Genomic DNA, 17449 nt, shown 5'->3' with positions numbered 1-17449 from the left:
ACGAATGACGTCATGCATCGGGCGAGAGGCCCGCTGACGGGGCCTCGGCCTGGGCATGGCAACCGGGTATCACAACTGGAACTGGGCCAGATGTTTGCGTTGTTGTTCGGCGAGCTGTGACAGCTCGTGACTGGCGGCTGCGCTCTGACTGATGCCGGCGGCATTCTGGTGCACTATTTCGTAGATGTTGGTGATGTTGCGGTTGATGTCGGCGGTGACGCAGGACTGCTCTTCTGCGGCGGTGGCCACCTGGGCATTGGCGCCGTTGATCTGGGTGACCGCCTGGGTGATCCCCCCCAGCAGATCCTGCACCTCGGCGGAGAGGCGCTGATTGTGTTCAAGGATCTCGAGGGTCTCCTGCACGCCGTTGTTGGCGGACTGGGACTGGCTCTGCAACTGCTCGATGATCACCTGGATCTCCTTGGTGGAGTCCTGGGTGCGGGCCGCCAGCAGGCGCACCTCGTCGGCCACCACTGCAAAGCCGCGACCGGTTTCCCCGGCGCGGGCGGCCTCGATGGCGGCGTTGAGCGCCAGCAGGTTGGTCTGCTCCGAGATGCTCTGAATGACCTCGATCACCTTGCCTATCTGTTCGGACTGGGACTTGAGCCGCGCCACCACGCTGGCGGCGCTCTCCAGGCTGCCCGCCATGCGGTCGTTGGCCTGGATGCTCTCGGCAAACAGGGCCAGTCCCTGCTCAACTCGGCGGTGGGCGTCTCGCGCCAACTCATCGGCCAGGGCGGCGTTGTGATTGACGTTGTCGGCGGTACTGGCCAGTTCGGTGACGGCGGAGGCGACCTGCTCGGTTTCGCTGCGCTGCTGCTGGGCATTGGCTTCGGACTGGGTCATGACGGCGGCCAGCTCGGTGGCGGCGGAGGCGACGTTGCCGCTGATACCGGTCAGGGTATGGATTGTGCTGCCCAGCTGGCTCAGGGTCTGGTTGATGTCCTTGGCCAGCTGGCCCAGCTCGTTGTTGCCTTCGGTTTTGGCGCGCACGTTGAAGCGGCCCTGGGCGACGGCATGCATGACTTCCTGCAACTGGCCGATGGGCTGGACGATGCGACCGGAGAGCCACCAACCGCCGCAAAGCGCTGCGATCAGAGTGGCTCCCATCAGCAGCAGGGTCTGCAACAGGGTGGCGCGATAGTGGGCCTGCTCCTGGGCGATCTCCTGCTGGGTCAGCTGGTTGATGTGGATCGACAGTATGTCTATCTGCTTGATCAGCTGCTCCCCCAGGTCGCGAAAGCGCAGCCGGGCCTGCTCGTAGGCGGCGGGATCGCCGCTGCCCCCAAATTGCTGGGCCAACAGTGGCAGCATGGTGCTGCGGGTGTGGGCGAAGTAGGCCTGCAGGGCGGTGGCCACCTGGCGGTTGTCCTGCTCGGTGCCGGAGATCACCAGTCGGGACAAGATGGTTGCTAGCTCCTGCTCGGCGGCATTGAGGGTGGCGGGTAGCTCGGCGAAGCGCGCCTGATCATAGAGGCCATAGATGGCGTTGGTGCGTAGCCGGTAGCTGGCGTGGATCAGGGCGGCGATGTCGTCCTTGTGGAGGGTCACGCTGGTGGTGGTTTCGTTCATGTCCATGATGGCGCCGTCTATCTCCTGTTTGCTGATCACGGCCATCAGGATCATCAAGAGGCTGGCGAACAGGAGGGGGATGAGCACTTGCAGACGGATAGACAGGTTATTCAATGACATGAAAGGTCCTAACCCTAAAGAGGAGTAAGACGGCATCTTACACAGGCGCGACAACTCTTGTCACAAGGTTTTTAATGCTGAAATCTTGCTGAAGGAAATGGTTTTTCTTGTGTTAAAAGAGTGTGGTAGGCAAGATCGTGTGCTTGTTACATGGAGGTGTAGTGTGTCTGACTGGTTCGATCCGGCCATCCTGGCCCTGTTTATTCCCACGTTTTTCTTCGTTTCCGTGACCCCCGGGATGTGCATGACCCTGGCGATGACCCTCGGCATGAGCCTGGGGGTACGCCGTACTCTGCATATGATGTGGGGCGAGCTGATTGGTGTCGGCCTGGTCTCGGTGTTGTCTGTGATCGGGGTGGCGGCCGTGATGCTCAACTACCCTGGCCTCTTCTCCGCGTTCAAATACGTGGGAGGGGCTTACCTCATCTGGCTCGGTATCCAGATGTGGCAGGCCAAGGGCAAGATGGCCATTCCGGCCGATCTCTCCGCCGTGCAGGAGACTCGCCCGCTCGGACTGGCCATGCAGGGCTTCGTCACTGCCATTGCCAATCCCAAGGGGTGGGCCTTCATGGTCTCCCTGCTGCCGCCCTTCATCAATGCAGCCAAGCCGATGACGCCCCAGATCAGTGCCCTGGTGGCCCTGATCCTGGTCATCGAGTTCTCCTGTCTGCTGCTCTACGCGGGCGGTGGCCGTACCCTGCGCCACTTCCTCGCCAAGAGCGGCAACGTGACCCTGATGAACCGTATTGCGGGTACCCTGATGATCGGGGTCGGACTCTGGCTGGCCCTGGGCTGAGTCAGTTGAATGCCCGTTAGCAAAATGCCGCCCCTCTTGGCAAAAGAGGGGCGGCATTTTTATGGGGCTTGAGCCTTAAGCTCGGCAGCGCTTGAGGCGATTGACCCAGGGATTGGCACTGATGCCGTGCAGTATCACGCTGAGCAATATGGTGCAGAGCACCGTCTTGATGATGGGCTCCTGGCCGAGCAGGGCGGGTTTGTTCTGCAGCACCATGACGGCGAAAACGATGCTGGCCAGGCCACGGGGACCGAACCAGCCAACAAACAGCTTGAGTTCGAGTGTGAGCCCGCTACCCAGCAGACAGAGCCACACTGGCAGCATGCGCAGCAGGGTGAGGCTGGCCAGGGCATAGAGCCAGTATTGCCATTCGAGCAAGCTGCCCATGATGGGCAGCATGGTGGCGCCAAATACCATCCAGATCACCACAGAGAGCAGGTCGCCATACCCTTCGCAACTGTCGAGATACTCGTGCTTGTGCTCGCCGAACCGGTAGCCTATCAGCAAGCCGGCGACGAAGGCGGCGATGAAGCCGCTGCCCCCCAGGGTCTGGGCCAGGGCGAAGCTGAGCAGGGCCAGTCCCGGCAGGGTGAGCTGGCGCCAGAGCGGCAATTGCCAGCCATTGAGGTAGGAGAGCTTGAGCAGCCAGAGGGTCAAATGGCTGAGCCCCACCGCGACGATGAGTCCTATGCCAATCTCCTCTAGCATCAGGCTCAGCGCCAGGGCCCCGGTGCCCTGGTGCTGCTCGGTCGGGGCGATCAGTGCCAGCAGCAGCAGGATCACGGGGACGCAGATGCCATCGTTGAGCCCGCTCTCCTGGTTGAGCCCCTCCCGTATCGGAGCGGGCACGGCAGGATTGCTGACCACGGCTTGCCCGAGGGCGGCATCGGTCGGCGTCAGTATGGTGGCGAGGATGGCAAGTTCGAGCAGGGGGAGGTCGGGAAATAGCCAGCGGCCGAACAGGGCGCCACCCACCAGGGTCAGGGGCAGACCAATTAGCAGCAACCGGATCGGCAGACGACGGTTGGCTCGCAGCACCTGCCAGTCGGTATTGGCGGCATCGCTGAACAGTACTATCACCAGGGTCAGCTCGGCCAGCAGCTTGATCCCCTCGTTGTCGATCTCCAGGGTGAACAGGTTGAGGGCGCCTGGGCCGAGCAGGGCCCCCGCCAGCAGGAACAGCAGGGGACCATTGACAAGCTTGGATTCGAAGCGGCCAGCTATCAGGCTGTAGACCAGCAGGAACGCGGCAATGATGGTCAGATTCTGGTAAATGAGGCTGGTATCCACGGGGTCAATCGGTCAGGCAATCTGGGTCGAATGCAAACTCGCCGTCCAGCCAGCGCACTATCTCGTCGACACAGGCTTGATCCCTGAACGGCAGGTAACGAGCCCGCAGCCGGGTGATCTGTTCCGGGGTGAGCTGGGCCAGCCCCACATCCTGAAACAGTGGCAAGTCGGCCTCTATCATGGCGGCAATCTGGGGGCCGCAGGTGGCGTGCAGCGCATCGTGCAGTGCCTTGTCCGGGTCGTAATGCTTGCCGAGTCGGTAGCTCATCGGCAGCGTTGCCAGCGGCAGGGCCGAGAGTGCGGCCTGCTTCATGGGGTTGATGCCGTGGCCCGAGGTGAGTTCCAGCAGATCGGCGGGCCTGTTTTCGAAGGCGCGCAGGTACAGATAGCTGCTCGCCTTGCTGCCGTCATTGACGGGATAGTTATCCCACAGGAAGGGCTTGCGGCCGAGCAGCTCGGTCACCTGTTTGAGGTGCGGGGCCGGGTATTCGCTCGAGCACACCTTGGGTCCCGTCCAGAAGATGTCGAAGCGCTGATCCAGCCCCTTGCCAATGTCTTGGAGATAGTTGGCCGGCATGGCGCCGAACACCTTCTCCAGCACGGGGTCGGTCGAGTAGTAACTGGGACAGAACAGCAGGCGACGGGACTGGCTGTGGGCGGCGATGTCATGGGCAATCTTGATCTGCAAGGGGGCGAGTTCAGGGCTGTCACCCACCATATCATCAAACAGCACCGCCAGCATGTCCGGGGCCAGCTCGGCATCGATGACCTTCAGCTTTTCGAGCAGGGCCGGGCGTTGACGCTCGTAGTCGTGATGGGCACCCATGGGGCTCAGGCCTACCCCAAAGGCCAGACCGTTGGCACGACACTGCTCGGCAAACTGGCGCAGGGCGTTGAGGTGCGCTTCTGGCCAGGGCAGGGCCCAGTGCTTGCGCAGATAACCGTCATCCTTGGGGGCATAAAGGTAAAAACCATAGCCGTGGCGAGGCAGCCACTGGGCGTAGTGGGCGCGGGCGGCCCAACTCCAGCCTTTGCCAAAGAAGCCCTCGATGAGACCAAGGTGGGGGTTAGGCGCGCCAGCGCCCGACATCAGGCTGTGCTCAGACATAGTGTTGCTCCATCAGGCGGCCTGTCAGACCGGGTCCTCGTCGAGGAAGCGCACACCTATCTTGCGTGCCTCATCCCCATCCATTTCTGCCACTGTCCAGATCATGCCTTGCCATGAATATTGGTCACCCACGACCAGATTATCGCCCAATCGGCCTGCAAGGAAGAGGCCGAGGCTCTGATTGGGATCGTCCAGTTCGGCGAGATCCAGCCCGTAGATAGGAGCCAAATCCACCAACCTTGCTGAGGCTTCCAGCAGGAAGTCACCGAAGAAGCGCGGTCCCAGATCCTGCTCAGGTGCCTGGCTGAACAGCTGGCCCAGGGCGGTCAAGTCATGTTCATGGCCAATGACGCAGAGAATGTCGTCGGCCTGCAGCCGGGTACTGCCCGAGGGGTGGAGCAGGTCCTGACCGCGAAACAGGGCGCAGACCCGGGTGCCGCCTGGCATCTTGAGGTTGCGCAGCGGCGAACCTATGCACCATTTATCCGAACCGAGCCGGTAGATGAAGGTCTCCCACTGGCTGTCGACATCGATCTCCAGGCCGGAGCGATTAATGGGGGAGGGCGGCACTGGCACCTCTACCCGCGCCAGGCGCGAGGCCAGTGGCAGCGAACTGCCCTGCAAGATGAGGGAGACCAGCACGACGAAGAAGGCGACATTGAAATAGAGCTGGGCGTTGGGCAAGTCAGCCATCATGGGGAACACCGCCAAGATGATGGGCACGGCGCCACGCAGTCCCACCCAGGAGATGAACCAGCGCTCGCGGGGGGCGAAGTTCTTGAATGGCAGCAGGCCTATCCAGACCGAGAGCGGGCGTGCGAACAGTATCATCCACATGGCCAGCGCCAGGCCCGGCAGGGCGATGGGCATCAGATTGCTCGGGGTGGCGAGCAAGCCCAGTACCAGGAACATGCCTATCTGGCTGAGCCAGGTGAGGCCGTCTAGCACGGACAGCGTGGTGCTGCGGCTGCGGATGACCCGGTTGCCGAGCAAGAGGCCGGTGAGATAGATGGCGAGAATACCGCTGCCCCCCACCGCCGTGGTGACGGCGAAGATCAACAGGCCGCCGCTGACGGTCAGCAAAGGGTAGAGTCCGGGTGCCAGCTTGGCGCTGTTGATAAGTTTCCACAGCAGCCAGCCTGCCCCCAGGCCAATGCCGGCTCCCAGGCCAAACTGTTGCAGTAACTTGAACAGGAAGGACCAATCCAGCCCCTGCTGGCCGGTGGCCAGGATCTCGATCAGCGTGATGGTGAGAAACACCGCCATGGGATCGTTGCTGCCCGACTCTATCTCCAGGGTGGCGCCAACCCGCTCGTTGAGACTGCGCCCCCCTAGCAGGGAGAACACGGCAGCCGCATCGGTGGAGCCGACGATGGCGCCGATCAGCATCCCCTGCAGCAAGCTGAGATCAAACAGCCAGGCGGCCATCAAGCCCGTCAGGCCTGTGGTGATGGCGACCCCCAGGGTGGCGAGAGAGAGGGCGGGCCAGAGAGCAACCCGGAATGAAGAGACTCGGGTGCGCATGCCGCCGTCGAGTAAAATAATGGCGAGTGCCAGGTTGCCGACCAGGTAGGCGACCGAGTAGTCGGCAAAATGAATGCCCCCCGGGCCATCTTCTCCGGCCAGCATGCCGACCGCGAGGAATATTACCAATATGGGGATGCCGAGCCGGGACGAGAGTGCGCTCAATAGGACACTGGCACCCACCAACAGGGCACCAATAAGAAAGAAACTGTTGATGCTGACTGCATCCAATGGCGTACTCCTTCTGTCAAAATGCAAATCAGGCACATTATATGCATTTAGCCCCCGCTTGTGTGGGCTATTTGTGCATTATTTTGCAATTTACGGACATGTCGGCCCTGTCCGTCTGGCGATGCCGTCTGACTATGAAGGATTCCAATGAGGCCAGGTTGAGATGAAGGGCGGGGCAAGCGGGAGAGTGCAGCGAGACGGGGTAAATCACCATGAAAAAGGACCCGTAGAGGGGCCCTTCTGGTTAGTAATCGTCGTCGTCATCTTTGACTTCGCGGATCTTGTCCTTGTACTTGGGGAGCTGTTTTTCGAGCTGCTTCATGTCCTTGATGGCATTGAGAAACAGGCCAAGCAGAAAGAGTAGCGGCAAGCCTATTAACAACCAAAGACTCATAAGGTACTCCTTTTGATGTCGTGGCCGCTGTCGTAGGGAACGACATAACGGGCCAGGATTTCGTCGAGATGGGTCAGGATAGTCTGCTTACCTTCAATATCCGCCTGTTGCAGGCAAAGCGCCAGCGCCTTGGCATCTAGCCGCTGCCCCTTGGCTTCTGGCCGGAAGCTCAGGTGCCAGGGTTCGAAGGCGACCTCGCTCTCAATCTCCAGCTCATCCCCCTTGTCGTAGGGCAGAAAGAAGCCGAACTCCCCCATGTGGTCGACTAGCCAGTCGGATAACCCGGCGAACCAGCCTCCCGCCTGATATTCCCAGGGCTCGAGGGTCAATCGAACACCCTCGGGCAGGCAATCCGGATCATAGATATCGAGATCCGTGCCCCAATGGTGGCGGCTGGTACCGGGCAGGGCACTCCAGCGCAAGATGGCATGGAGCCGCTCGACCTCGTTGAGCAGCAGGGCATCCAGGGGCTGGCCGTTGGCATCCTGCAGTGGCCGCTCACCCCGCCATTTGCCGTTCCAGATGGCGAGCTGGCGTTCGAAGCCGCGCCAGCTCGAGGCCGGTTGCAGGTTATGGCCTTCGGCGGCGGCGGCCACTTGCATCCTCTGGAAGGCGGCGGCGGCGGCGGGAGTGAGGCGATGAGGCCCCGTCCCCAGCAAGATGAGGTGCCCCTCATCCCGACCAAGCAGTTGATCCTGGGTCATGTCGGTTCTCGCTCCTGCGCGGGGTTCATGCCAGCAGACGCTCCAGCACACCCTGGTACATGTCAGCCAGCAGATCGAGATCCTCGGCCTTCACGCACTCGTTCACCTTGTGGATGGTGGCATTGACCGGGCCCAGTTCGATGACTTCGGCCCCGGTGGGGGCGATGAAGCGGCCATCTGAGGTGCCGCCGGTGGTGAGCAGGGCCGGGCGCTGGCCATTGACGCTCTCAATGGCGGCCACTGCCGCTTCCAGCAGGGCGCCGGTGCCGGTCAGGAAGGGCTGGCCGGAGAGGGTCCACGTCAGCTCATAGTCGAGACCATGGCGATTGAGCAGGCTTTCAACCCGCTGGCGTATATCAAGGTCAGTGAGCTCGGTGCTGAAGCGGAAGTTGAACTGGACGTGCAGCTCCCCCGGAATGACGTTGGAGGCACCGGTGCCGCTCTGGATGTTGGCAATCTGGAAGCTGGTGGGCGGGAAGTAGTCATTGCCCTGATCCCAGACCGTACTGGCCAGCTCTGCCAGGGCAGGGGCCGCCTTGTGAATGGGGTTGTCCGCCAGATGGGGATAGGCCACATGCCCCTGTACCCCACGCACCAGCAGATCGCCGGTGATGGAGCCACGTCGGCCGTTTTTCACCACATCCCCCACTTCACTGGTGGAGGAGGGTTCGCCAACGATGCACCAGCGGATCTTCTCGTTGCGGGCCTCAAGGGCCTCGATGACGCGCACTGTGCCGTTGATGAAGGGCCCTTCTTCATCGGAGGTGATGAGGAAGGCAATCGAGCCCTGGTGATCCGGGTGGGCGGCGACGAAGCGCTCGGTGGCGACCACCATGGCGGCGAGTGAGCCTTTCATGTCGGCGGCACCGCGGCCATAGAGGATGCCATCCATGATGGTTGGCTCGAACGGCGGCGTGTGCCACTTATCCAGCGGCCCGGCGGGTACCACATCGGTGTGGCCGGCGAAGCAGAACAGCGGCCCCTCGGTGCCACGGCGGGCCCAGAGATTGGTGGTGTCTTCAAATACCATGGGCTCGATGACGAAACCGAGCCGGGCGAGGCGCTCGCTCATCAGGGTCTGGCACCCTTCATCCAGGGGGGTCACTGAGGGGCGGCGGATCAGATCCTTGGCCAGTGTGATGACAGTCGACATCGGCGTTCCTTACACGAAAAGGTTAACGAGAGAAGAGAGATTGATAGTGATCGGCCTTGAAACCCAGGTGCAGTTCGCCATCCACGTCCAGCAGCGGGCGCTTGATCATGGCGGGCTGAGCCAGTAGCAGGGCATGGGCTTTGGTCTGATCTAGCCCCTGTTTTTCCTCATCCGGCAAGGCGCGGAAGGTGGTGCCTCTGGTATTGAGCAAGGCTTCCCAGCCGAGCTTGCCGAGCCACAGATCCAGCTGCGCTGGCGCCAGGCCATCGACCCTGTGGTCGTGAAAGCGGTAATCGACACCGGCTTCATCGAGCCATTTTCGGGCCTTCTTGATGGTGTCGCAGTTTTTGATGCCATAGAGGGTGACGGCCATGGGGAGTCCTTCTCTGGGGGCTGGGCCCCGAAATCAACGGAAGGCCAGATTCTGGCATTGTGGACCGCCCAAGGCAACGACCTGGGCCGCCGTGGGTTCTGGAACTGGAGTTTTGTCGTCAATGAGCGGCCAGACATGGGCATTCCCCATGCCAGACCCAGGGCCACGACCTGGGCGGTCATGTGTTCTGGTACTGGGGTCCAATGAAAGGCCAGGGATTAGGGAGGGGGATGGCGGGTGGTGCCACACATTCAAGGCCCGGGCCTCTAGATGTCGCCCAGTTGAGCGGCCCAACGCAGCAGTACCCCTTCGAACCAGTTGAGCAGGGCGTGGTTATCATCCCGTCGATGGCGGATCATGCTGATCTCGAAGCGCGGCAGCGGGAAGCTGAGCTCGCATTCGGCCAGATCGAGCAGTGTCATCATGGGTTGCAGTATGCGGGCGGGCGCGGTCAGCAGCAGCGGGCTCTGGGCCAGGATGAAGGGGGCGGACAGAAAACTCTGTACCACCAGCGGGATCTCGCGCTGCAACCCGTGGGCCGCCAGCAGTTCATCGACGATACCGTGTGGCTCGCCTCTGGGACAGACCAGCAGATGCTTGCCCCTGGCGAAGTCGGCGATGCTGATTTGTTGACCCAGCAGAGGATGGTGGCGGTGGGCGCAGCTTTGCAGGCGATCCTCGAACAGGGGCTGGCGCCGAAAACGACCAGGGAGGTCATCCTGTTTGCTGATCACCAGGTCGACTGCGCCCTGGTCGAGTTGATGCTCGAATACCAGGGTCAGGGGGACCATCTGTACTCGCAAGCGAGGGGCGAGCCGTTGCAGTTCGGTGATCAGGCTGGGCAGGATCACGTATTCGACATAGGTGTGGGCCCCGATGCGCAGAACTCCCTCGAAACAGCTGGGATCCAGACCCGGTGACGGGCTCAGAGTCTGTTCTATGCCGGCGAGGATCTCGCGCAGGGGCAGCAACAGTGCCTCGGCCCGCTCGGTGGCTTCCATGCCTTGGGGCGTGCGGATCAGCAAGGGGTCGTCATAGAGCAGCCGCAGGCGAGACAGGGCCCGGCTGACGGCGGGCTGGCTCATGGCGAGCCGCTCGGCTGCCTTGGTAGTGTTGCGTTCCTCGAGCAGGGCCTTGAGCACCACCAGCAGGTTGAGGTCTATGCCTCGTAAATTCACTCTATGCATAATGGGATACTAATAAATCATTTCCTAAATGAGAGCAGTCACTCTAGTCTCCTGCCGTCGACGCTCGGCGCGCCAGTCAGTTGTCTGTGACCGCTGATGAGCGGCTGCCGAACAGTTGCCCCTTTTTGCGTGGTGCCTAGGGTGGCGATGCGACAAACCTGAACTCTTTTCCTCTGCCAGGCAGAGTGTTGCTTGCTTGTATGCCCGCCATCATGGCGGGCTTTTTTTATGGGGTTCCGGGCCATCCGAGCCAGACAAATAAAACGCGCCTCGGGGCGCGTCTTGGGCAAACAGGGGGAGGCTTATCCTCAGGGGGAAACGGGCCACTGGTAGTCAAATACCCGGGCCCGCTCCCAGGGGGCTTCCGGCAGACCTGAGGTGAGGCCTGTGTACTTACCGATATCGTCCACCACTATGGCAGAGAGCACGGGCAGCTGATGTTCGGTGCAGTACATGCGGATGCGCTGCAGCAAGGTGCGCAGCTCGTCCTGGCAGGTCTCCAGCCCGGCCATCTTGGCCAGTTTGGAGTAACGGATGGTTGAGCGTTCCTTTGCCGACTCGACGAGAATATTCCACAGCTTGTAGTCGCAGGTTGTCATGCTTGCGGTGGCCTGGTTTGTCATAGCTCTCTCCGGTGCGAAGTGGTCGCAGGGTGTCGATGCCGATAGTGGCAGCTTGAGCGCGCCGGATCTTGATCCAGCGCAAAAAGCGGGTTATTAGCCCCGCCCTGGCAGTTGGAGGAATTCTAAAGCTTTGTCTTTAGATTAAAAGACTGAATTTTACATTTTTTGTAGAGTTTATGATTACCGAAACACCCTGGTGTGCCGTTTTTTGATAGGGATCAATAGGCGGAAGCGAATGAACCTCTAGATTGCACTACGTGATAGACCAATCGACAACGTTACCCTGCCGGCCCTGGACATCCAAGACCACGAGTCGATCAAGTCTTACCTTGGACAGCACTGCCGCTGATTTGAACCTCAGCGCCGGGCTCGCTGCCCAGGAAACCCTGAATGAATGGGGCCTGACCCCGCGTAGGAGAAGCTAATGTCGTTCTCTCTGGATGAATATCTGGCCGAACTGGCCCCCTTCATCAACCTCGATTGTGGCACCCGCACCCCGTCCGGGGTCGCCAGGGTTGCCGATCTCATGACCGAGAAGTATCACGGTCTTGGCTGGCAGGTGCAGCGCCATCAATTCGCCGCCGAGTGCGGTCCCTGTCTCGAGATAACCAATGCCCCGGGGGCTAGCCACTATGACGTGATGCTGGTGGGTCACATGGACACCGTCTTCCCCGAGGGCACCGCCGCCAAGCGGCCATTGCGCATCGAGGGGGATCTGGGATTTGGCCCCGGTGTGTCTGATATGAAAAGCGGTCTGCTGTCTACCTTTCATGCCCTCAAGGGGTTGTCGCCCGAATTGCTGGCCCGGCTTAGGATCCTGGTGTGCTGCAACTGCGACGAGGAGCTAGGGTCGCCCTGGTCAAAGGAGTGGCTGGTTGAAAAGGCGCGGCAATCTAGTTGCGTACTGGTGGCCGAGGCCGCTCGTCCCGATGGCTCGCTCATCAGCGCCCGCAAGGGGAACGCCAAGTACCGCCTGCGTTTTCATGGCCGCGCCTCCCATGCCGGTTCGGCCCTGGCGGAAGGGGTGTCAGCCATCACCGAGTTCGCCCGTTGGGCATTGGCCATCAATGAGCTGGTCAACTTCGAGACGGGAACGACCCTCAATGTCGGTACGGTGCAGGGCGGCACGGGCGTCAATGTGGTACCGGACTTTGTCGAGGCCATGGTTGATCTGCGTTTCTGGAGCAATGAAGAAGCTGAACTCATCGATCATCGCTTCGACTTCATGGCCAATAACCCCTTCCTGGCCGGATGTCGAGTCGAGGTGGACAGGCTCGCCTTCAAACCGGCCATGCGGCCGAGTGAAGATACCAGGGCCTTGATGGCTCTGGTGGAGCGGGCGGGGGTCGCCGAGCGGATGACAGTCAACTGGGTGGAGGCAGGCGGTGGTTCTGATGCCAACTTTACAGCGGCAGCCGGGGTGCCCTCCCTGGATGGCTTTGGCCCCATGGGGGGCGGTTTTCACTCCGAGGCGGAGTTTTTGCAACTGGGCAGCATAGGCCCGCGCATTCGTTTGCTGCGCCAGGTATTGAGGGCGCTGGCCGAGAGCCGGCAAGCCTAGCCAGGGGATAAAGCGAGCGTGCCGACGAGTGCACGGTTCAACAATAACGGGAGGCCAAGGCCTCCCGTTATTGTGCGTGGTGCGCCCGGCTTAGAGCAGTATGCTGGTCAGCACATAGCCCAGGGTGCAGGAGGTGGCGACACCGATCAGCCCCGGAATGATGAAACTGTGGTTGATGATGAACTTGCCGATGCGAGTGGTGCCGGAGCGGTCAAAACCGATGCAGGCCAGATCGCTCGGGTAGGTTGGCAGCACGAAGTAGCCGTAGCTCGCGGGCAGGAAGGCGATCAGCAGCTTGGGCTCGACACCCAGGGCCAGTCCCATGGGGGCGATGGCGGTGAGGGCGGCGGCCTGGCTGTTGACCAGCTTGGAGATGAGGAACAGCACCAGGGCATAGGTCCAGGGCTGGGCCTGTACCACGTGGGCCAGCGACTCCTTGAGCAGCGGCATGTGGGCCTGGAAGAAGGTCTCGCTCATCCAGGCGACCCCGAACACCGAGAAGATGGCGACCATGCCCGCCTTGAATACCGCACCGTTGGAGATATCACCCGGCTTGACTTTGCAGCGCATCAGGATGATGGCACCGGCGATCAGCATCATCATCTGGATCACCAGGTTCATGGAGAGGGGGCCTGTCTTTTCCTTGATGGTGAATACCGGGCGCAGCCCTTCGTTGGCACCGAGCAACACTACGGCGGCGATGGCGGCGAAGAAGATCCAGGTCGACCAGTAGGCCTCTTTCGGGAACTTGGTATTGAGCAGGGTTTCACCGCCGCCATAGATGAAGCTGCGCTGCTCCGGATCCTTGATCCTGGCCTGGAACTCTTCATCCTTGTCCAGATCCTTGCCGCGGCGCAGGCTCCACAGGGCCGCCATCATGACCCCGCTCAATGAAGAGGGAATGGCGATCATCAGGATATCCAGCAGGCCGTAAGCCTCACCGATACCGTGCCCGGCCGCCAGGATGGAGACCATGGAGACCACGGCGACCGAGACTGGCGAGGCACAGATCGCCATCTGGGAGGCGACGGAGGCCACGGCCATCGGCCGCTCGGGGCGGATGTTCTTTTGCAGCGCGATGTCGGCGATGATGGGGAACATGGTGTAGACCACGTGGCCGGTGCCGCACAGGAAGGTGAGGGTCCAGGTGGTGAGTGGGGCCAGTATGGTGATGTACTGGGGGTGACGGCGCAGCAGCCGTTCGGCTATCTGCATCATCAGGTTGAGGCCGCCGGCGGTCTGCAGGGTGGCGGCGCAGCCGATCACCGCGAGTATGGTCAGCATGACTTGCACTGGCGGTTCGCCCGGCGCCAGACCGAACACGAAGGTCAGCAAGAACAGGCCTATGCCACTGATCAGACCCAGTCCCATGCCCCCGAAGCGGGTACCCAGCAGCAAGCAGCCGAGTACCACCATAAACTCCATCAAGATCATTCCATTTCCTCGCGTGATGTCGAGTCATTCCCCTGTGTGCGTCAGTGGTCATGACTCCGGATTATTGCTGTTATTTAGCCCTTAAGGGTTAGTTGTCATTGTGCCCGCCCATGGGTGGCAAAAAGTTGCGTTACTTCAATAACTCATCGCTTTTTGATTTAACTGCATAAAAATTACGGTTTTTCCCCTGTACAGGGGTCTGCGCATCGTGATCGGCAGGGGAGGCTGGGGGCATTCGAGAACCTCCTGTCAGGAGGCCGCTGGGTGTCGATGAAGCGGTGTGGCAGGTCTTTACCGAACAAGCCTCTCGCCGGGCCGGCAGGTGTTCATTCCCGCGGGTCTAGGCGGGGCTGGCTCTTTTGCCCTTTAGCTTGCCAAGTACCTGGGCGCCTCTGTCACGACCTTCACCAGCACGGCGAATGTCGAGTGGGGTCGGTCACTGGGGCCGCTGTGGTGGTCGTTAGCCTTGAGTGGGAGGCGCTGGGCGGCTGCGGGGAATAAAAAAGCCGACCCTGGGGTCGGCTTTTTGCGCAATGGCTCGCCTGGCGCTGAAGATCAGAACTCGGCGGTGCGGGGGGTACGGGGGAAGGGGATGACGTCACGGACGTTGCCCATGCCGGTCACATAGACCACCAGGCGCTCGAAGCCGAGGCCAAAGCCGGAGTGGGGCACGGTGCCGAAGCGGCGCAGGTCGCGATACCACCAGTAATCTTCCTTGTTCAGACCCATTTCGGCCATGCGCTGATCGAGTACCTCGAGGCGCTCTTCACGCTGGGCACCGCCGATGATCTCGCCGATCCCGGGGGCCAGTACGTCCATGGCGGCAACAGTCTTGCCGTCATCGTTGAGACGCATGTAGAAGGCTTTGATGTCTTTCGGGTAGTTCTTCACCACCACAGGAGACTTGAAGTGCTCCTCGGCCAGGTAGCGCTCGTGCTCGGAGGAGAGATCGATGCCCCAGGAGACAGGGAACTCGAACTTCTTGCCACAGTCTTTCAGCACTTCGATGGCATCTGTGTAGTCGATCTGGGCGAAATCGGAGGAGACGAAGCGCTCCAGACGATCGATGGCATCCTTGTCGACATGCTGGGCAAAGAACTCCAGATCGTCGCGGCGCTCGGCCAGTACGGCGTTGAAGACGTATTTGAGCATGGCTTCGGCCAGGGCGGCGTTATCGTCCAGGTTGGCGAAGGCAATTTCCGGCTCAACCATCCAGAACTCGGCCAAATGGCGGCTGGTGTTGGAATTCTCGGCGCGGAAGGTGGGCCCGAAGGTGTAGACCTTGGAGAGGGCACAGGCGTAGGTTTCGACGTTGAGCTGACCGGAAACGGTCAGGAAGGTCTCCTTGCCGAAGAAGTCCTTGTCGTAATCGACCTTGCCGGCGTCGGTGCGCGGCAGGTTTTCCAGATCCAGGGTGGAGACCCGGAACATCTCGCCCGCACCTTCGGTGTCGGAGGCGGTGATGAGCGGAGCCGCAATCCACAGATAACCCTCTTCATGGAAGAAGCGGTGGATGGCCTGGGCCAGGCAGTTGCGCACCCGAGTCACGGCGCCGACTATGTTGGTGCGCGGGCGCAAGTGGGCCTGTTCACGCAGGTATTCGATGCTGTGGCGCTTGGCGGCCATGGGGTAGGTGTCCGGATCTTCGACCCAGCCTACGACCTTGACGTCGGTGGCTTGCAGTTCGAAAGCCTGACCGTTGCCCTGGGAGGCGGCAACCACACCGGTCACTTCCACGGAGCAAGCTGTGGTCAGACGCAGCACTTCATTCTCATAATTGGCCAGGGTATTGGGGACGACGGCCTGAACTGGATGGAAACAGGAGCCATCGGATACGGCCAAAAATGAGATCCCCGCCTTGGAATCACGGCGAGTCCGGATCCACCCTTTGACTGTCTGGGTGGTGCCAACCGCATATTTACCGGTCAGCACATCTACTACGGATGCGTGCGTCATCGAAATATTGTCTCCAGCTTGTTCTTGCAGCGCTATGGGTCCGCCCGGGCACTGCTTGGCCCATGATGGCAGACTGAGCCGACAATCTTACCCGCGCAGGTTTGATAAACAAGCAAAAATGTCGGACTCTGAAGGGATTGAGAGCCAATCGGGCAGAAGGAGCAGAGTGTGGAGGAACGACGGCGGGGACAGGGCAGGCTGATCGTGTTGCTGCACTGGCTGGCCATCGTCTGCTGGGGCTGTGTCATGGTGCTGCTCACCCTGTATCACTATGCCCGTCCCGAGATTGCCTATGGTTTCCTGCGTTATGGCGGCATCACCGTCAGGGAGCACTGGGATCCGGCCTTGACCCCCTGGCTGGAATACAGCCTCTGGGGCTGCGCCGCCTTCACCTTGCTGGTGCTGACGCTGCAATACCGGCGCAGCCGCCGCGAGCAAGATGGCTACTCGCTCTCCCTCATCGTCCTGTTGCTCATCCTTATCATCAGCTTGCTGCTGTTCTACTTCGGCTGACCCGGGTCTGGATGCCTGGTATCGGACTGAGTGCCCTCTGCGCTACCCGACTGTGGGTGAGGGGGCTGGGTGTCATGGACGGCAGTGGCGTGGCTTGCCGCGCAGGGACGCTTGCCGAGCTGGCGTTCGACTCCATCCAGCATCTGGTTATAGGCCAATATGACGCGGCCTATCTCGTCCCCCTCATCCCCGTCCAGTCGATGACCAAAGTCATGGCGATCTGTTGCCTCTTCGATGGCGCGGGTGAGCCGATTGAGGGGGCTCACTATCCAGGTGCGTATCACCCAAAGGGTGAGCAACAACCCGAGACCGAAGATCAGGGTCAGGCTCAGGGCCGAGGTGAGGATGTTCTGCTCAACCCGGGTAAAGAGGGTATCGAGGGAGTAGTCGAAGCGCACCGCGCCCAGCACGGTATTTTCCGCCACCTGATGGCAGCTGGTGCAGTCGGTGCCGCGAAAATCACGCTGGGCGAGCAGGGGGCGGGTTACCACCAGCCGGCTGTGCTGGCCGTCGTGTACCACTTCCATGCTGCTCTTGCCCGCCAATGCCAGAGTGTCGAACTCGTCCCTGGGCCCCTCGTTGTCGAGACCTGCGCCAAATTGTTTGCTGACTGCAGCGCCGCGCAAGATGCGGGCATCTTCGACGTGGGCGTGGTTCAGGAACTTGTGACGCAGGGTTTCGCGCGCCGCCATTTTGTTGGTCAACATCAACATGTTGAGGCCGTCGAAGTAGGCCTCTATCTGCTCGCTGCTCTGCTCCTTGATCATGGTCAGAATAAGGTCGCGCTCGCGTACCGCCTGATAGGCGGCGGAGAAGACCAGCACCATGGAGAAGATAAACAGCAGGAAGAAGTTGAATTTGGCGGCAATGGAGAGGCGCATGAGAGCAGTACATCTGTTGGTAAAACCCG

The 17449-nt window shown here is 61.0% G+C and carries 16 protein-coding genes; 3 read left to right on the top strand and 13 right to left on the bottom strand.

What is annotated here, in order from left to right; all coding sequences use genetic code 11:
* Window positions 1-69: 69 nt before the first annotated feature.
* Window positions 70-1692: a methyl-accepting chemotaxis protein gene (locus ACSMDR_RS04335; protein WP_436467206.1), complete on the bottom strand. Its 1623-nt coding sequence runs from the start codon at window positions 1690-1692 to the stop codon at window positions 70-72.
* A gap of 163 nt (window positions 1693-1855) precedes the next feature.
* Between ACSMDR_RS04335 and ACSMDR_RS04330 the strand changes: the two genes are divergently transcribed.
* Window positions 1856-2488 (top strand): LysE family translocator, encoded by a 633-nt coding sequence (locus ACSMDR_RS04330; protein ID WP_436467204.1) that lies wholly within the window; start codon window positions 1856-1858, stop codon window positions 2486-2488.
* 75 nt (window positions 2489-2563) lie between these two features.
* Here the strand turns inward: ACSMDR_RS04330 and ACSMDR_RS04325 are convergent, their stop codons facing one another.
* The 9 genes from ACSMDR_RS04325 to ACSMDR_RS04285 form a co-directional block, all read right to left on the bottom strand.
* On the bottom strand, window positions 2564-3778 hold the full coding sequence (locus ACSMDR_RS04325) for a cation:proton antiporter (RefSeq protein ID WP_436467202.1): 1215 nt from the start codon (window positions 3776-3778) through the stop codon (window positions 2564-2566).
* A gap of 4 nt (window positions 3779-3782) precedes the next feature.
* Window positions 3783-4886 (bottom strand): beta-N-acetylglucosaminidase domain-containing protein, encoded by a 1104-nt coding sequence (locus ACSMDR_RS04320; protein WP_436467200.1) that lies wholly within the window; start codon window positions 4884-4886, stop codon window positions 3783-3785.
* 24 nt (window positions 4887-4910) lie between these two features.
* On the bottom strand, window positions 4911-6641 hold the full coding sequence (locus ACSMDR_RS04315) for a potassium/proton antiporter (RefSeq protein ID WP_436467198.1): 1731 nt from the start codon (window positions 6639-6641) through the stop codon (window positions 4911-4913).
* 244 nt (window positions 6642-6885) lie between these two features.
* Entirely contained in the window at window positions 6886-7035 is a 150-nt protein-coding gene (locus ACSMDR_RS04310; protein WP_005894335.1) for a hypothetical protein, read from the bottom strand.
* Window positions 7032-7739 (bottom strand): M15 family metallopeptidase, encoded by a 708-nt coding sequence (locus tag ACSMDR_RS04305; RefSeq protein WP_005894337.1) that lies wholly within the window; start codon window positions 7737-7739, stop codon window positions 7032-7034. The genes ACSMDR_RS04310 and ACSMDR_RS04305 overlap by 4 nt, the downstream gene beginning before the upstream one ends.
* A gap of 25 nt (window positions 7740-7764) precedes the next feature.
* On the bottom strand, window positions 7765-8892 hold the full coding sequence (gene dapE, locus ACSMDR_RS04300; protein WP_005894339.1) for a succinyl-diaminopimelate desuccinylase: 1128 nt from the start codon (window positions 8890-8892) through the stop codon (window positions 7765-7767).
* A 22-nt stretch (window positions 8893-8914) separates the two neighbouring features.
* Complete coding sequence (locus tag ACSMDR_RS04295; RefSeq protein WP_005894342.1) at window positions 8915-9265, bottom strand: ArsC family reductase; 351 nt, start codon at window positions 9263-9265, stop codon at window positions 8915-8917.
* Between the two features lie 266 nt (window positions 9266-9531).
* On the bottom strand, window positions 9532-10443 hold the full coding sequence (locus tag ACSMDR_RS04290; protein WP_436468194.1) for a LysR family transcriptional regulator: 912 nt from the start codon (window positions 10441-10443) through the stop codon (window positions 9532-9534).
* Window positions 10444-10760: 317 nt separating this feature from the next.
* Window positions 10761-11075 carry a hypothetical protein gene (locus tag ACSMDR_RS04285; protein WP_005894346.1) on the bottom strand — a complete coding sequence of 105 codons (315 nt, stop codon included), beginning with the start codon at window positions 11073-11075 and terminating at the stop codon, window positions 10761-10763.
* Between the two features lie 424 nt (window positions 11076-11499).
* On the opposite strand from ACSMDR_RS04285, the gene ACSMDR_RS04280 reads away from it, so the two are divergent.
* Window positions 11500-12636 carry a M20 family metallopeptidase gene (locus tag ACSMDR_RS04280; RefSeq protein WP_005894348.1) on the top strand — a complete coding sequence of 379 codons (1137 nt, stop codon included), beginning with the start codon at window positions 11500-11502 and terminating at the stop codon, window positions 12634-12636.
* A gap of 90 nt (window positions 12637-12726) precedes the next feature.
* On the opposite strand, the gene ACSMDR_RS04275 is transcribed toward ACSMDR_RS04280, so the two are convergent.
* Window positions 12727-14070, bottom strand: coding sequence for an anaerobic C4-dicarboxylate transporter (locus tag ACSMDR_RS04275; protein WP_436467194.1), 1344 nt, complete (start codon window positions 14068-14070; stop codon window positions 12727-12729).
* 555 nt (window positions 14071-14625) lie between these two features.
* On the bottom strand, window positions 14626-16026 hold the full coding sequence (gene asnS, locus ACSMDR_RS04270) for an asparagine--tRNA ligase (RefSeq protein ID WP_436467192.1): 1401 nt from the start codon (window positions 16024-16026) through the stop codon (window positions 14626-14628).
* Between the two features lie 168 nt (window positions 16027-16194).
* Between asnS and ACSMDR_RS04265 the strand changes: the two genes are divergently transcribed.
* The gene (locus tag ACSMDR_RS04265; protein ID WP_436467190.1) at window positions 16195-16539 is read left to right on the top strand and encodes a hypothetical protein; all 345 of its coding nucleotides are present in this window, start codon (window positions 16195-16197) and stop codon (window positions 16537-16539) included.
* Here ACSMDR_RS04265 and ACSMDR_RS04260 read toward each other — a convergent pair.
* Window positions 16527-17420, bottom strand: a complete 894-nt coding sequence (locus ACSMDR_RS04260) for a HAMP domain-containing protein (protein WP_436467188.1) — start codon at window positions 17418-17420, stop codon at window positions 16527-16529. The two genes, ACSMDR_RS04265 and ACSMDR_RS04260, sit on opposite strands and share 13 nt — an antisense overlap.
* Window positions 17421-17449: the final 29 nt, after the last annotated feature.

Origin of the sequence: Aeromonas molluscorum, from assembly GCF_051376105.1 — a bacterium.
Lineage (GTDB): Bacteria > Pseudomonadota > Gammaproteobacteria > Enterobacterales > Aeromonadaceae > Aeromonas > Aeromonas molluscorum.
Note: the sequence above shows the minus strand (reverse complement) of the source record. Positions and strands in the feature narration are given on the sequence as shown.

Bases quoted from the DNA above. Each gene is read 5' to 3' on its own strand.
- ACSMDR_RS04335 (WP_436467206.1), bottom strand. From the start codon at position 1,692: ATGTCATTGAATAACCTGTCTATCCGTCTGCAAGTGCTCATCCCCCTC.
- ACSMDR_RS04320 (WP_436467200.1), bottom strand. From the start codon at position 4,886: ATGTCTGAGCACAGCCTGATGTCGGGCGCTGGCGCGCCTAACCCCCAC.
- ACSMDR_RS04310 (WP_005894335.1), bottom strand. From the start codon at position 7,035: ATGAGTCTTTGGTTGTTAATAGGCTTGCCGCTACTCTTTCTGCTTGGC.
- ACSMDR_RS04305 (WP_005894337.1), bottom strand. From the start codon at position 7,739: ATGACCCAGGATCAACTGCTTGGTCGGGATGAGGGGCACCTCATCTTG.
- dapE (WP_005894339.1), bottom strand. From the start codon at position 8,892: ATGTCGACTGTCATCACACTGGCCAAGGATCTGATCCGCCGCCCCTCA.
- ACSMDR_RS04295 (WP_005894342.1), bottom strand. From the start codon at position 9,265: ATGGCCGTCACCCTCTATGGCATCAAAAACTGCGACACCATCAAGAAG.
- ACSMDR_RS04285 (WP_005894346.1), bottom strand. From the start codon at position 11,075: ATGACAAACCAGGCCACCGCAAGCATGACAACCTGCGACTACAAGCTG.
- ACSMDR_RS04280 (WP_005894348.1), top strand. From the start codon at position 11,500: ATGTCGTTCTCTCTGGATGAATATCTGGCCGAACTGGCCCCCTTCATC.
- ACSMDR_RS04275 (WP_436467194.1), bottom strand. From the start codon at position 14,070: ATGATCTTGATGGAGTTTATGGTGGTACTCGGCTGCTTGCTGCTGGGT.
- asnS (WP_436467192.1), bottom strand. From the start codon at position 16,026: ATGACGCACGCATCCGTAGTAGATGTGCTGACCGGTAAATATGCGGTT.
- ACSMDR_RS04260 (WP_436467188.1), bottom strand. From the start codon at position 17,420: ATGCGCCTCTCCATTGCCGCCAAATTCAACTTCTTCCTGCTGTTTATC.